This is a genomic window from Streptomyces sp. NPDC029164, from assembly GCF_055563995.1.
The window spans coordinates 82,607-96,521 of the sequence record NZ_JBVHWW010000006.1 but is presented as its reverse complement, the minus strand read 5'-3'; the positions used below and the strand labels follow the sequence as shown (position 1 = coordinate 96,521).

Annotated in this window: 12 protein-coding genes; 3 read left to right on the top strand and 9 right to left on the bottom strand. The window is 73.3% G+C overall.

Going from position 1 to position 13,915, the window contains the following annotated elements:
• Positions 1 to 30 precede the first annotated feature (30 nt).
• Complete coding sequence (locus tag ACZ4VT_RS08080) at positions 31 to 996, bottom strand: GlxA family transcriptional regulator (RefSeq protein ID WP_467947673.1); 966 nt, start codon at positions 994 to 996, stop codon at positions 31 to 33.
• A gap of 130 nt (positions 997 to 1,126) precedes the next feature.
• Between ACZ4VT_RS08080 and ACZ4VT_RS08075 the strand changes: the two genes are divergently transcribed.
• The gene (locus ACZ4VT_RS08075) at positions 1,127 to 2,053 is read left to right on the top strand and encodes an NADP-dependent oxidoreductase (protein ID WP_467947671.1); all 927 of its coding nucleotides are present in this window, start codon (positions 1,127 to 1,129) and stop codon (positions 2,051 to 2,053) included.
• Positions 2,054 to 2,114: 61 nt separating this feature from the next.
• Here the strand turns inward: ACZ4VT_RS08075 and ACZ4VT_RS08070 are convergent, their stop codons facing one another.
• Positions 2,115 to 4,613 carry a helix-turn-helix transcriptional regulator gene (locus tag ACZ4VT_RS08070; RefSeq protein ID WP_467947669.1) on the bottom strand — a complete coding sequence of 833 codons (2,499 nt, stop codon included), beginning with the start codon at positions 4,611 to 4,613 and terminating at the stop codon, positions 2,115 to 2,117.
• Between the two features lie 199 nt (positions 4,614 to 4,812).
• On the opposite strand from ACZ4VT_RS08070, the gene ACZ4VT_RS08065 reads away from it, so the two are divergent.
• Positions 4,813 to 5,589, top strand: a complete 777-nt coding sequence (locus ACZ4VT_RS08065) for a PE-PPE domain-containing protein (RefSeq protein WP_467947668.1) — start codon at positions 4,813 to 4,815, stop codon at positions 5,587 to 5,589.
• 65 nt (positions 5,590 to 5,654) lie between these two features.
• On the opposite strand, the gene mnmA is transcribed toward ACZ4VT_RS08065, so the two are convergent.
• Positions 5,655 to 6,788: a tRNA 2-thiouridine(34) synthase MnmA gene (mnmA, locus tag ACZ4VT_RS08060; protein ID WP_467947667.1), complete on the bottom strand. Its 1,134-nt coding sequence runs from the start codon at positions 6,786 to 6,788 to the stop codon at positions 5,655 to 5,657.
• A 69-nt stretch (positions 6,789 to 6,857) separates the two neighbouring features.
• Between mnmA and ACZ4VT_RS08055 the strand changes: the two genes are divergently transcribed.
• Positions 6,858 to 7,532, top strand: coding sequence for an N-acetylmuramoyl-L-alanine amidase (locus ACZ4VT_RS08055; protein ID WP_467947665.1), 675 nt, complete (start codon positions 6,858 to 6,860; stop codon positions 7,530 to 7,532).
• On the opposite strand, the gene ACZ4VT_RS08050 is transcribed toward ACZ4VT_RS08055, so the two are convergent.
• The 6 genes from ACZ4VT_RS08050 to ACZ4VT_RS08025 all read right to left on the bottom strand — a co-directional run bounded on the left by ACZ4VT_RS08050 (position 7,525) and on the right by ACZ4VT_RS08025 (position 13,846).
• Positions 7,525 to 8,688, bottom strand: coding sequence for a cysteine desulfurase family protein (locus tag ACZ4VT_RS08050; RefSeq protein ID WP_467947663.1), 1,164 nt, complete (start codon positions 8,686 to 8,688; stop codon positions 7,525 to 7,527). The genes ACZ4VT_RS08055 and ACZ4VT_RS08050 overlap by 8 nt on opposite strands.
• Before the next feature lie 175 nt (positions 8,689 to 8,863).
• Entirely contained in the window at positions 8,864 to 9,718 is an 855-nt protein-coding gene (locus tag ACZ4VT_RS08045) for a thioesterase family protein (RefSeq protein ID WP_467947661.1), read from the bottom strand.
• 47 nt (positions 9,719 to 9,765) lie between these two features.
• Entirely contained in the window at positions 9,766 to 10,422 is a 657-nt protein-coding gene (locus tag ACZ4VT_RS08040; RefSeq protein WP_362805370.1) for a trimeric intracellular cation channel family protein, read from the bottom strand.
• Between the two features lie 192 nt (positions 10,423 to 10,614).
• Entirely contained in the window at positions 10,615 to 11,709 is a 1,095-nt protein-coding gene (locus ACZ4VT_RS08035; RefSeq protein ID WP_467947659.1) for an ABC transporter ATP-binding protein, read from the bottom strand.
• 8 nt (positions 11,710 to 11,717) lie between these two features.
• Positions 11,718 to 12,842: an ABC transporter ATP-binding protein gene (locus tag ACZ4VT_RS08030; RefSeq protein WP_467947657.1), complete on the bottom strand. Its 1,125-nt coding sequence runs from the start codon at positions 12,840 to 12,842 to the stop codon at positions 11,718 to 11,720.
• Entirely contained in the window at positions 12,839 to 13,846 is a 1,008-nt protein-coding gene (locus tag ACZ4VT_RS08025) for an ABC transporter permease (RefSeq protein ID WP_362805376.1), read from the bottom strand. The genes ACZ4VT_RS08030 and ACZ4VT_RS08025 overlap by 4 nt, the downstream gene beginning before the upstream one ends.
• Positions 13,847 to 13,915 lie beyond the last annotated feature (69 nt).

Below are 13,915 nucleotides of genomic sequence, written 5' to 3'. Positions count from 1 at the left end.
GCGCGCCGGCCGCGGCGATTACGTCCGGGGTCATGCCTGCGCGGGCTGGAAGGTGCGCCGGTAGGCGATCGGGGAGATGCCGAGGGCGGCACGCATGTGCTGGCGCAGGGAGTTGGCGGAGCCGAAGCCGGACCGGTGGGCGACCAGGTCGACCGGAAGGTCGCTGGACTCCAGCAAGTGGCGGGCCACTTCGAGGCGTTGGGCGGTGAGCCACTGCACCGGGGTCATGCCGGCCTCGTCGCGGAAGCGCCGGGTGAAGGTGCGCAGGCTCATCCGGGCGTGGGCGGCCAGTTCGGCGAGGGTGACCGGTTCGGCGAGGCGTTCCAGGGCCCAGGCGCGGGTGGCGGTGGTGGTGGCCATGGTGGGTTCGGGGACGGGCCGGTCGATGTACTGGGCCTGCCCGCCGTCGCGCCAGGGCGGTACGACGCACAGGCGCGCGGCCCGATTGGCCACGGCCGTGCCGTGGTCCCGGCGGATCATGTAGAGGCAGAGGTCGACGCCGGCGGCCACGCCCGCCGAGGTGAGGATGTCGCCGTCGTCGACGAAGAGCACCTCCTCGTCGAGCCGGACGCGCGGGAAGCCGCGCTGGAACTCGGGGGCGTGCCGCCAGTGCGTGGTGGCGGACCGGCCGTCGAGCAGTCCGGCGGCGGCGAGGACGTACGAGCCGGTGCAGAGGGAGACCAGCCGGGTGCCGGGCCTGATCGCGGCGAGGGCGTCGACCAGGGGCTGCGGCAGGGGCGAGCCGTGTGCGAGCTCGTCCATGGCGTGCGTGGGCGTGATGATCACGGTGTCGGCCGCGGCGAGGGCCTCGGCTCCCGCCGAGACGCCCACGGTGAAGCCCGCGTCGCTGGTCACCGGCTGTCCGTCGGCGGTGCAGACGGTGAGCTCGTAGAGCGGGTTCCCGGCCTCGTCGAAGGCATTGCCGAAGACCCGGGAGGGGATCCCGAGCTCGAACGGGGGGACGCCTTCGAGGGCCAGTACCGCGATCCTGTGCATGGCCAGATCCTGTCACATGGTGGCCGTACGGCCAATACCACGAGGGTGCCACGGAGCCGAAGCTGGTGCGGCAGCAGCACGAGAACACACGAATCACGCGAATCACACGCATCGCACCAGAGGAGAAACCATGCGCGCCATCGTCGTCAGCCAGTGGGGCGGACCCGAGGTCCTGACCGAGACCGAGCTGGACCGGCCCGAGCCGGGCCTGGGCGAGATCCTGGTACGGGTCCGCGCCGCCGGGGTGAACCCGGTGGACTGGAAGACCCGCGAGAGCGGCGCCATGATCCCCTGGGGGCCGGTCCCGATGGTCGGCTGGGACGTCTCGGGCACGGTCGAGGCCGTCGGACCGGGCGTGACCCTGTACCGGGCCGGCGACGAGGTGTACGGCATGCCCCGCTTCCCGCGGCAGGCCGGCGGATACGCCGAGTACGTGACCGCCCCCGCCCGGCACTTCGCCCGCAAGCCCGCCTCCCTCGACCACGTGCAGGCGGCCGCGCTGCCGCTGGCGGGGCTGACCGCCTGGCAGGCGCTGGTGGACACGGCCGGGGTCGCGGCCGGGCAGCGGGTGCTCGTGCACGCGGCGGCCGGCGGGGTCGGGCACCTGGCGGTGCAGATCGCCAAGGCCCGCGGCGCGTACGTGATCGGCACGGCGAGCGCCGGCAAGCACGCGCTGCTGCGCGAGCTCGGCGCCGACGAGGTGATCGACTACCGCACCACGGACTTCGAGGACGCCGTCTCCGGCGTGGACGTCGTGGTCGACGCCATCGGCGGGGACTACACGCGGCGCTCCCTGAAGGTGCTCAAGCCGGGCGGCCACCTGGTGACCCTGCTGAGCGGCCCGGAGGGCCTCCCCGCCGACACGGAGGGCGTGCACGCCTCCTGGGTCCTCGTGGAGCCCGACCTGCAGGGCCTGCGGGAGATCGCCGCCCTGGCCGAGCAGGGCCTGCTGAAGCCGCTGATCGACACGGTGCTGCCGCTGGAGCAGGCGGCGAAGGCCCACGAGATCGGCGAACTGGGCCGCACCCCCGGCAAGATCGTCCTGACCGTCGCCTGAGCGGCGCGGTCCGCCGCGGGACGGCCCACGGCCCAGGACAGGGCCCAGGCCCTGTCCGGACCTAGCTCCTGGGCCGTCCGCGCAGGTGGCGCTGGAGCCGGGCGTGGCGGAACTGGTAGACGGCGCCGACCTGGCGCAGCACGCCGCGCCGGTAGGCGTCCTCCAGGAAGGCGACGGTCGCCCAGGGGAGGCGCCCGGTCAGCGGCAGCCAGACGCGGGTCAGGAGCACCCACTGGCCCCAGGCGGTGAACGCCAGGGCGTAGGAGAGCGCTCCGGCCACCCCGCCCACGGCGCCGAGCGCGAGCCCGTCGGCCATCGGCCACGTCAGGGGGCCGACGACGCCCTGGAGCAGCTCGGTCATGAGCCGGCCGCCGAAGGCGATCACCACCGTGAGCATCGGCGCGAGGAAGAGGGCCTGGCGCACCACGATGCTGCGGTTGATGGCCAGCAGGTCCGTCGGGGTGGCGGCGCGGCCGAGGTCGATGGGGGTCTCCAGGGTGGCCACGAGCCCGAGTACGAGCCCTCCCGCCAGGGCGAACGTGAGCCCGTACATCAGGCAGTTGACGGCCGTCGCCTCGATCACCGCCGGGTTGACCAGCACCCCGCCGTACGTCAGCTGCGCACCGACGGTGTAGGCGAGCCCGCACCCGAGGCCCATCACGCAGCCGCCCAGCAGTCCGGCCGGTACGAGAGTGGCGACCCGGCGCAGGGACGGCCCGGCGGACGGCCGGCGGCGGCCCGGCAGCCGCATCCGCACCCGCGACGGCTCGAACGCCCGGATCCCGAGCACGGCCACGAGTCCGTGGACCAGCCCGAAGGCGAGGCCGACGGCGGGGCCGAACAGCAGCGCGTCCAGCAGGCCCGCACCGAGCGCGAAGGCGGCGCCGTGGCCGGCCGCCAGGTTCTTGGCGGGGAAGACCAGCCAGTCGGCGACCGCGGTGACCAGCGAGCAGGCGAGGACGACGGCCAGGATCCGCGAGGTCAGCGGCAGTGACTCGCGCAGCTGCCACCAGGCCAGGTCCTGACCCTCGCGCCGCCCGGGCCGGTCCAGGTGCCCGGCGAGGTGGCCCAGGTAGTGCCGGGCGCGCTGCGGGTCCCAGGTACGGGGTCCGCGCGCGCGGCGTGCGCCCGGGACGGCCGTGGGGGGCGACCCGTAGACGCTCGGCACGAACCCGGCCAGCAGGTGCTCCTCGACGGCCCCCGGGGTCGGGAAGCGTGCGGAGTCCAGCAGTACGGCCGGGTCCTGGGCCGGCGTGTCGCTGTAGACGGTCCGGGCGAGCAGGACCATCAGGGGGGTGCGAAGCACGGCCGCGAGGCGGGCGCCGGGAGCGCCCTCCGGATCCGTGCGCAGCCGCTCCAGCACGGGGTCCCAGCCGGTGGCGGCCCGGCCGTCGGGGTCGGCCGGTGCGGTGGGGCGCGCGGTGCGGGGCAGGTAGCGGACCAGGTCGTCGGCGTCCAGGTCCAGCAGCTCGATCCCCGCGGTCCGGCGGAGCACCTCGACCCCGACGGCCTCGGCGAACTGCTCGGTGCGGCTGGTCAGGAGCAACGGCAGCGCGCTGGTGTTGAGCTCGCGCAGGGCGACGCCGAGCAGCCCGGTGGCCATCTCGTCGAACCCGTCCAGCACCGGCAGGATCCATCCGGCGTCCACCAGGGCGGCGGCGAGCGTGGAGCCGCCGGGTGCGCTCGCGTCGAGGTGCGGGTGGTCGCGCAGCAGCCGGGCGATCAGCCAGTCGCGCAGGGTGGTGCCGGTCGGGTCCCACGATCCCATGCTGAAGACCACGGGCACGGGCTCGCCGGGGGTGCGGGCCCCCAGGTGGTCGAGGACGAACCGCAGGACGAGGACGGTCTTGCCGGAGCCGGCCCGGCCGAGCACCACCAGCCGGCCGGACCGGACGCGCCGGTAGACGTCGGCGATGTCGGTGAGGCCGCCGTCCAGGGACGGCGGCCCGTCGGCGGCTCCGGGTGCTCCGGGCGCGTCGGAGGCCCCGGGTGGAGCACCGCTGATGTTGGCCCGGTGGTCGAGCAGCTCGGCGGGCGCAGCGCGCCAGCGCACGGGCAGCGGGAAGGGGTCGTGGACGCGGCGCTGCTCCTCCTCGCGGATGCAGCGGCCGTGGACGTCGTGGGCGAGCGCCTCGGCGACGGCGGCCAGGGCGCCCCGGGACGTCGGCAGCGTGCCGGGACGCCCCGGCCGGGCCGGCGCGGGATCCGGTACGGGATCCGGTACGGGATCCGGTACGGAGGCGGCTGCGGGAGCCGGAGCCGCCACGGGCGCGGACGGCTGATCGCGTACGCCCTCCCCCGCGGCCTGCCCGGCGGGGCTCCCGGTGCCCCGGTGGGCGGCCAGCAGGTCCGCCCAGAGCTCGTCCCGGTCGCGGCGCAGCTCGTCGGCCAGTGCGTGCGCGACCTGCTTCACCGTTCCCATCCGGGCGTCGGTGGGTTTGCCGGTCTCCAGCCGGTGGATGGTGCGGACCCCCAGCCGGGACCGCTCGGCCAACTGCTCCTGCGTCATCCCCGCCTCGTGCCGCAACCCGCGGAGCAACGCACCGAACCGGCCGCTCACTTGTACGCCCTTTCTCCTGACGACGCTCCTGCCACCTGTGTCCGATGTCCTCCGGGATCCCGGTCAAACCACGGGGCGCGGCCCACCGGCCACATATGGCCGGTTGCGGGCATGGTCCGCCGACCAGCACGAACACCACGATGAGTGCCTGTCGCCGCACCCGACGCGGCGCCGCCTCGACCCAGGGGAGCTGACCCGTATGTCCACCACCACGAAGCCGAACAGGCTCACCCGCCGCCTCAAGTCCGTCGTCGCGTCGACGGTCTTACTGCTCGCCGGCGCCGTCGTCGCACCGACCGGCGCGCACGCCGCCCCGGCGAACCACTACTACATCGAGATCGGCGGCACCGGCGCGGCCGCGGACGCGCCCGGATGCACCACGAGCTTCGACGCCGCGAACAGGGATCTGAACGGGGGCATCGCGATACCGGTCTGCTACGTGGCCAGCGGCGGCCCCTTCGTCGGGAGCCACAACGAGCAGCCGGCCCCCTTCGCGCCGAGCTTCGGCGACAGCGTGAACCAGGGCTACTGGAACGCCAAGGCCGCCCTGGAGGAGGCCTACCGCGCCGACCCGAACGCGACCTTCACGGTCGCCGGGTACTCCCAGGGCGCCTGGGTCGCCGACCTGCTGCTCCAGACGATCGCCGACCACGGCACCGAGGTGCCGCGCGAGCGGGTCGACGGCATGCTCTACTCCGACCCGATGCAGCCCGGAACCGGTTTCTGGCGCCTGGTCCCGGAGGGGGTCCTCATCCCGTTCGTGGCCTACTCCCCCGGCACCGGGCCGGAGGACTTCCCGGGCGTCCCCGTCCAGCGCCACTGCATCCAGACCGACGGGGTCTGTGACGCGACGTCCCTGGACTCCTTCCCCGGCTTCCTGCAGCAGCACCCGCGCTACTTCCAGGAGGGCGAGATCATCGCCACCACCCTCACCCAGCACGGCGGCCGCGGCACCGTCTGGTACCCGGCGGCCTGATCCCGGACAGCGAGACGCCGCGGCCCGCACGGGGGGCCGCGGCGTCGTGCCGTGCGGGGCGCCGGTCAGACGGCGGCGGCGGCCCGGGTGGTCGTCGCGATGGTGGCGGAGCCGACCACGCGGGTGCCGTCGTAGAGCACGATCGCCTGGCCGGGTGCCACGCCGCGGACCGGCTCGGTGAAGGAGACGCGCAGCTCGCCGTCCACGACCTCGGCGAAGACCTCGGTCTCGCCGCCGTGGGCCCGCAGCTGGGCGGTGTACGTGCCCGGGGCGGCGGCCACGGCTCCGCACCAGCGGGGGCGGATCGCGGTGAGGGCGGTGACGTCGAGGGCCTCGACCGGGCCGACGGTGACGGTGTTGTTCACCGGGGAGATGTCGAGGACGTAGCGCGGCTTGCCGTCGGGGGCGGGGTGGCCGATGCGCAGGCCCTTGCGCTGGCCGATGGTGAAGCCGAAGGCACCCTCGTGGGTGCCGACCTTCTCGCCGGTCGCCTCGTCGACGATGTCGCCCTCGGCCTTTCCGAGGCGGTCGGCGAGGAAGCCCTGGGTGTCGCCGTCGGCGATGAAGCAGATGTCGTGGCTGTCGGGCTTCTTCGCGACGGCCAGGCCCCGGCGCTCGGCCTCGGCGCGGATCTCGTCCTTGGTGGTGAGGGTGTCGCCGAGCGGGAAGAGCGCGTGGGCGAGCTGCTTCTCGTCGAGGACGCCGAGGACGTACGACTGGTCCTTGGCCATGTCGCAGGCGCGGTGCAGCTCGCGGGAGCCGTCCTCGTTCAGCACGACGGTGGCGTAGTGGCCGGTGCAGACGGCGTCGAAGCCGAGGGCGAGGGCCTTGTCGAGCAGCGCCGCGAACTTGATCTTCTCGTTGCAGCGCAGGCAGGGGTTCGGGGTGCGCCCGGCCTCGTACTCGGAGATGAAGTCCTCGACGACGTCCTCGCGGAAGCGCTCGGCCAGGTCCCAGACGTAGAACGGGATGCCGATGACGTCGGCGGCGCGGCGGGCGTCGCGGGAGTCCTCGATGGTGCAGCAGCCGCGGGCGCCGGTCCGGAAGGACTGCGGGTTCGCGGAGAGGGCGAGGTGGACGCCGGTCACGTCGTGCCCGGCTTCGACCGCGCGGGCGGCGGCGACGGCGGAGTCCACGCCGCCGGACATGGCGGCCAGGACGCGAAGGGGGCGGGCGGTGCGCGGCAGGTTCTCAGTCATAGCGCCTTCCAGGGTACGGGGGAACCGGCCGGGGTCACAGCGCGTTATCGGGTACGGGGGGTGGATCACATGACCGAACTCGGGAACAAAAGATCGAAACCGCGGAACCGGACCCGCAGGGCGGTGCTGTTCGGCGGGCTCGGGGTCTTCGCGGCGGCGGCCGTCGCCGGCCGCGACGAGATCGGCCGGGCCCGGTGGCTGATACCGGGAGTGGCCAAGCCGCGCAAGGAAGGCGAGATCGACCACGTGGGCGCGAGCTGGACCTCGGCCTCGCCCGCGAACTGGCGGATGGCGGACCGGCCCGACGACTACCGGGTGGACCGGATCGTCGTCCATGTCACACAGGGCAGCTTCGAGGGCTCGGTGCAGGCCTTCAAGAACCCGTTCCACCGGGCGTCGGCGCACTACATGGTGCGCGGCGACGGCCACGTGGAGCAGCTGGTGCGCGAGATGGACGTGGCCTTCCACGCGGCGAACCGCAAGATGAACGAGCGCAGCATCGGCATCGAGCACGTCGGCTTCGTGGACCGCCCGAAGGACTTCACGGACGCGATGTACGCGGCCTCGGCCCGGCTGGCGGCGGACATCTGCCGCCGGTACGAGATACCGGCGGACCGCGCCCACCTCGTCGGGCACTCCGAGGTGCCGGGCGCCGACCACACGGATCCCGGCCCCCACTGGGACTGGGACCGCTACGTACGCCTCGTTCGGGAAGCGCTCGCGGCGAAGTCCGGCCCTAGCTGAGGCCCGCCGTGCGGGCGCGTTCCACCGCCGGGCCGATGGCCGCGGCCACGGCCGCGACGTCCTCCTTGGTGGAGGTGTGGCCGAGGGAGAAGCGCAGGGTGCCGCGGGCCAGCTGCGGGTCGGTGCCGGTGGCGAGCAGGACGTGGCTCGGCTGGGCCACTCCGGCGGTGCAGGCGGAGCCGGTGGAGCACTCGATGCCCTGGGCGTCGAGCAGGAGCAGCAGGGAGTCGCCCTCGCAGCCGGGGAAGCTGAAGTGGGCATTGGCCGGAAGCCGCCCCTCGGGGTCTCCCCCGAGGACGGCGTCGGGCACGGCCGCGCGGACGGCGGCGACCAGCTCGTCGCGCAGGGCGCCGATCTCGGTGGCGAACCGCTCCCGCCGCTCGGCGGCGAGGACCGCGGCCACCGCGAAGGCGGCGATGGCGGGCACGTCGAGGGTGCCGGAGCGGACGTGCCGCTCCTGGCCGCCGCCGTGCAGGACGGGTACGGGGGTCTGGTCGCGGCCCAGGAGCAGCGCGCCGATGCCGTAGGGGCCGCCGACCTTGTGGCCGCTGACGGTCATGGCGGCGAGGCCGCTGTCGGCGAAGTGGACGTCGAGCTGCCCGAAGGCCTGGACGGCGTCGGAGTGCAGCGGGATCCCGTGCTCGCGGGCGACGGCGGCCAGTTCGCGGACCGGCATGACGGTGCCGATCTCGTTGTTCGCCCACATGACGGTGGCCAGGGCCACGTCGTCGGGGTTGCGCTCGACGGCTTCCCGGAAGGCGTCGGGGTGCACGCGGCCGTAGCGGTCCACGGGCAGGTACTCGACGCGGGCGCCCTCGTGTTCGGCGAGCCAGTGGACGGCGTCGAGCACGGCGTGGTGTTCGACGGGGCTGGCGAGGACCCGGGTCCGGGCCGGGTCGGCGTCGCGCCGGGCCCAGTAGAGGCCCTTGACGGCGAGGTTGTCGGCCTCCGTGCCGCCGGCGGTGAACACCACCTCGCTGGGGCGGCCGCCGACCGCGTCGGCGAAGGCCTCGCGGGCCTCCTCGACGGTACGGCGGGCCCGGCGGCCGGCGGCGTGCAGGGAGGAGGCGTTGCCCGTGGCGGCGAACTGCGCGGTCATCGCCGCGGCGGCCTCCGGCAGCATCGGGGTGGTGGCGGCGTGGTCGAGGTAGGCCATGATCCCCCGATTCTACGAGCCCGCCGGTGCCGGTCCGCCCGGCGGGACCCCGGCCGTCCCCTGGGGCTCCGCCCCAGACCCTCCCCCGGATTCCGTCCGGGGGCCCCGCCTCAAACGCCGGCGGGGCCGGATTCGGCCGGCGCCACCCCCGGCGCCCCCGACGGACGGAGTCCGTCTAGGAGCGGAGCGCGCGGGCCAGTTGGCGGGACTGGGCCACCAGGTGGTCCGTCGAGTCCCAGACTTCGGCGTCCTCCTCCAGGAAACCGCCGGCCAGGTTGCGGGTGGTGATGGCGACCCGGAGCGGGCCGGGGGCCGGGCGGCGGCGGACGTGCGTGGTGAGTTCCACGGTCGGGGTCCAGGCCACCAGGCCGAGGTCGAAGGCGGTCGGCGGCAGCGCGTCCACCGCGAGGAGCATGGACAGCGGGTCGGCGTCGCGGCCGTCGGCCAGCTCGAACCAGGCCCGCATCTCGCCCTTGCCCGAGGGGGCGCCGACGGCCCATCCCGCGGTCGCCGGGTCCAGCCGGAGCCGGAGCCGGTCCACGATGGCGGAGCTGCCGGGGATCGGGGCCGGGCCGGCCTCGGGGCCGACGCAGTCCTCGTAGGCGGGCATGACGGGCGGCTCGGCGACCGTGCGGACGTCGTCCGGCAGGGCCGCGAGGTCGCCGTAGGAGGCGAGGACGCGGATGCGCTCGACCTCGGCGCCGCTCTCGTCGAACTGGAACAGCGAGGCCTGTCCGGTGGAGAGGGTGCGGCCGACCCGGACCACCTGCGTGCGGATCACGGCGGGGCCGGGCACGGAGGAGGTCAGGTAGTGCGCGGAGACGGTGAAGGGGTCCGGGTGCGGGAGGGCCGCGGAGAGGGCCCGGCCGACCAGGGCCAGCAGGTAGCCGCCGTTGACGGCGGCGATGATCGTCCACCCGGCGGAGAGTTCCGCGTCGTACACCCCGGGCTCGTCCGCGCGTGCGGTGATGCTGGTGTCGCGGTCGAACTCACTGTCGCCGATGGATGCCTTGGCAGCTGCGTGTGACATGAAAACGACGGTACACCGCGTTGCTACTAAGCGGTAGCTTTCTCGTGTTACGGCTCTTCGGCCACCGAAGAGCGCCGGTTCCAGGCCAGCGGGGCCCGCCAGTGGTAGCGCATGGCGAGGATCCGCAGAACGAACGTGGTGACGATCGCCAGGCCGGTGGTGACGGCGTTGAGGGAGTCCAGGGCGATGAAGACGGCGACCATCGCGGCGCCGACGGTCGCGGGCACGGCGTACATCTCGCGGTCGCGCAGCAGCGAGGGCACCTCGTTGGCGAGTACGTCGCGCAGTACGCCGCCGCCGACGGCCGTGGCGAGACCGAGCGCGGCGGACGCGGTGAGGCCGAGGCCGTACTCGTAGGCCTTGGTCGTGCCCGTCACACAGAACAGCGCGAGGCCGGCGGCGTCGAACACGTTGATGGCCCGGTTGATCCGCTGGACCTCGGGGTGCAGGACGAAGACGAGCGCGGCGGCGATCAGCGGCGTGACGAAGAAACTGAGCTCGCCGAAGGCGGCCGGCGGGACCGCGCCGATGACGAGGTCGCGGAAGAGGCCGCCGCCGAGGGCCGTGACCAGGGCGAGGACGGCGATGCCGAAGACGTCGAAGTTCTTGCGGACGGCGAGCAGGGCGCCGGCGGTGGCGAAGACGAAGATGCCGGCGAGGTCCAGCGCATGCTGGACCCCGGGCGGGAAGAGATCGTGGAGCACCGGGTCATTGTCGCCCCTCGTCTCCCGACGGGGTGACGGGGTGGGGCGGGGTGCGGGGTGCGGGGCCGGTGCGGCTCAAGGACCTGGGGCTCCGCCCCGGACCCCGCGCCTCAAACGCCGGCGGGGCTGGATTGGTGCGGCGGAGCCGGAGAGTGCCAGGCGGAGCCGGGTTGTCCGGCTCCGCCGGCCCGGTTACTCCGTCGTCTTCGCCACCGCGTCCGCCGCGCCGGGCAGGGGCTTGTCGCCCGGGGCCTGGTCGGGGGCGTTCTCCGGGTGGTGGCAGGCCACCTGGTGGCCCGTCTTCAGCGCCAGCAGCGGCGGTTCCTGCGTCGTGCAGATCTGCGTGGCCTTCCAGCACCGCGTGTGGAAGCGGCACCCGCTCGGCGGCGAGATCGGCGAGGGCACGTCGCCCTTGAGGAGGATGCGCCCGCTCTTCGCGCCCCGCCGGCGCGGGTCCGGCACCGGTACGGCCGACAGCAGCGCCTTGGTGTACGGGTGCATCGGGGTCTCGTAGAGCGCGGTCCTGTCGGCCAGTTCCACGAGCTTGCCGAGGTACATCACGGCGATGCGGTCGGACACGTGCCGGATGACCGACAGGTCGTGCGCGATGATCACGTAGGTGAGGCCGAGCTCCTCCTGGAGGTCGTCCAGCAGGTTGACCACCTGGGCCTGGATCGACACGTCCAGCGCCGAGACCGGCTCGTCCGCGACGACGAGCTTCGGGTTCAGGGCCAGGGCGCGGGCGATGCCGATGCGCTGGCGCTGGCCGCCGGAGAACTCGTGCGGGTAGCGGTTGTAGTGCTCCGGGTTGAGGCCCACCAGCGACAGCAGCCGCTGGACCTCCGCCTTGAGCCCGCCCTCCGGCTGCACGCCCTGCAGCTTGAAGGGGGCGCTGACGATCGTGCCGACCGTGTGGCGCGGGTTCAGCGAGCCGTACGGGTCCTGGAAGATCATCTGGATGTCTCGGCGCAGCGGCCGCATGGCCGAGGCCCCGAGGTGGGTGATGTCCCTGCCCTCGAACTCGATGGTCCCGCCCGTGGGCTCCAGCAGCCGGGTGAGCAGCCGGCCCATCGTGGACTTGCCGCAACCGGACTCGCCCACGACCCCGAGGGTCTCACCGCGCCGCACCTCGAAGTCGAGGCCGTCGACGGCCTGGACCGCGCCGGACTGGCGGCGCAGCAGCCCCTTGTGGATCGGGAAGTGCTTGGTCAGCCCGGACACCTTGAGCAGCGGCCCGGGCTCCTCCGCCCGCTGCGCGGGGACGCCGGGGGCATCCGTCTTCTTCATGTCCTCGGTCACAGCTTCGGCGCAATCTCTTCGGTCCAGATCCGGGTCCGCTGCTCCGTCGGCATGTGGCAGGCGGACCAGTGCTTGTGCCCGTCCTCGGTCAGCTCGGGCCGCCGGGTGCGGGTGATCCCGTCCTTGGGCACGTCGGCGTACGGGCAGCGCGGATTGAAGGCACAGCCGCTGGGGATGTTGATCAGGCTGGGCGGCGAGCCCTTGACCGGGATGAGCCGCTCGGTCTGGTCGCGGTCGATGCGGGGCATCGAACCGAGCAGGCCCCAGGTGTACGGGTGGCGGGGTTCGTAGAAGACCTTCTCGGCGGAACCGCGCTCCACGCACCGGCCGCCGTACATCACGAGGATGTCGTCGGCCATCTCGGCGACCACGCCGAGGTCGTGGGTGATCATGATGACCGCGGAGCCGAACTCCTTCTGCAGGTCCCGGATGAGGTCGAGGATCTGCGCCTGGACGGTGACGTCGAGGGCGGTCGTCGGCTCGTCCGCGATGAGCAGCTCGGGGTTGTTCACCAGAGCCATCGCGATCATGGCGCGCTGGCGCATGCCGCCCGAGAACTCGTGCGGGTAGTTGTCCACCCGCTTGCCGGGTTCGGGGATGCCGACGCGGTCCAGCATCTCGACGGCCCGGGCGCGCGCGGCCTTCTTGCTCACGTCGTGGTGGACCCGGTAGGCCTCCACGATCTGGGAGCCGATGGTGTAGTAGGGGTGCATCGCGCTCAGCGGGTCCTGGAAGATCATCGCCATCTCCCGGCCGCGCAGCTTGCGCACCTCCTCCGGGTGGGCGGAGAGCAGTTCCCTGCCGTCCAGCCAGACCTCGCCCGAGAGGGAGGCGCTGGAGCGGCCGCCGTTGCCGACGCGGTGCAGGCCCATGAGGGCCAGCGAGGTGACGGACTTGCCGGAGCCCGACTCGCCCACGATGCCGAGGGTCTTGCCCTTCTCCAGCTGGAAGGAGAGTCCGTCGACCGATTTCACCAGGCCGTCGTCCGTGGGGAAGTGGACCCGCAGGTCGCGGACGTCGAGGAAGGCCCCGGGCGCGGCGGGGGCCGTCGCGGCTGCGGTGCCGGCGGCGGTTCCGGTGCCCTGGCCGGCACCGCTGACGGGCTTCGTCGGGTCGGTCACGACAGCCTCACCCTCGGGTCGATGATGGCGTAGACGAGGTCGACCACCAGGTTGCACAACACGATGAAGAACGCGGCGAACAGGGTCACGCCGAGGATCTTCGGGAGGTCGTTGACCGCGATCGCCTGGTAGGCGTACTCGCCGACCCCGTGGTACGAGAAGACGGTCTCGGTGACGATGGCGCCGCCGAGGAGGAGCCCGAAGTCCATGCCGAAGATGGTGATGATCGGCGTCAGTGCGGACCTCAGGCCGTGCCGGGTCACCACGACGCGCTCGCGCAGGCCCTTGGCGCGGGCGGTGCGGATGTAGTCCTCGCTCATCGTCTCCAGCATCCCGGCCCGGGTGAGGCGGGCGTAGAGCGCCGAGTAGAGGAAGGCGAGGGTGCACCAGGGCAGGACGAGCGCCTGGAACCAGCCGGCCGGGTCTTCGGAGAAGTCGACGTACACGTTGGTGAAGATCGGCCAGTTGAAGACGAACAGCGCCAGCGACAGGACGCCGGTGAAGAACATGGGCAGCGAGACGCCGGCGAGCGCCACGCCCATGGCCACGCGGTCGAAGAGCGAGCCGGGGCGCAGGGCGGAGATGACGCCGGTGGTCACGCCGGTGACCAGCCAGACGACGGCCGCGCCGAAGGCGAGGGAGGCCGTGACCGGCAGGCGCTCCAGCATCTGGGGCCAGACCTCGACGTGGTCCTTGAAGGAGTAGCCGAGGCAGGGCGCGTGGCACTGCGAGGGCTGCGGGCCGAAGTTGAACTCGCGGCCGACGAATATCCCCTTCAGGAACTCCCAGAACTGGTGGTGCAGGGGCTGGTCGAGGCCGAGGTTCTGCTTGACCGCGGCGATCGACTCCGGTGACGGGTTCTTGCCGATGTACTGGGTGGCAAGCGAGTCGACGGTGCCGCCGGCCAGCCTGGGCAGCAGGAAGAAAATCGCAAAGGTGATCGCGCTGACGACGAGCAGCAGGGCCACCGCGGCGATCATCCGCCGGACGATGTACACAAACACGAGGGTCGGCTTCGGCGTCCGCCGGCCCGTACGGCTCCCCGGTCGGGGGAGCCGCACGAGCCGGCGTGC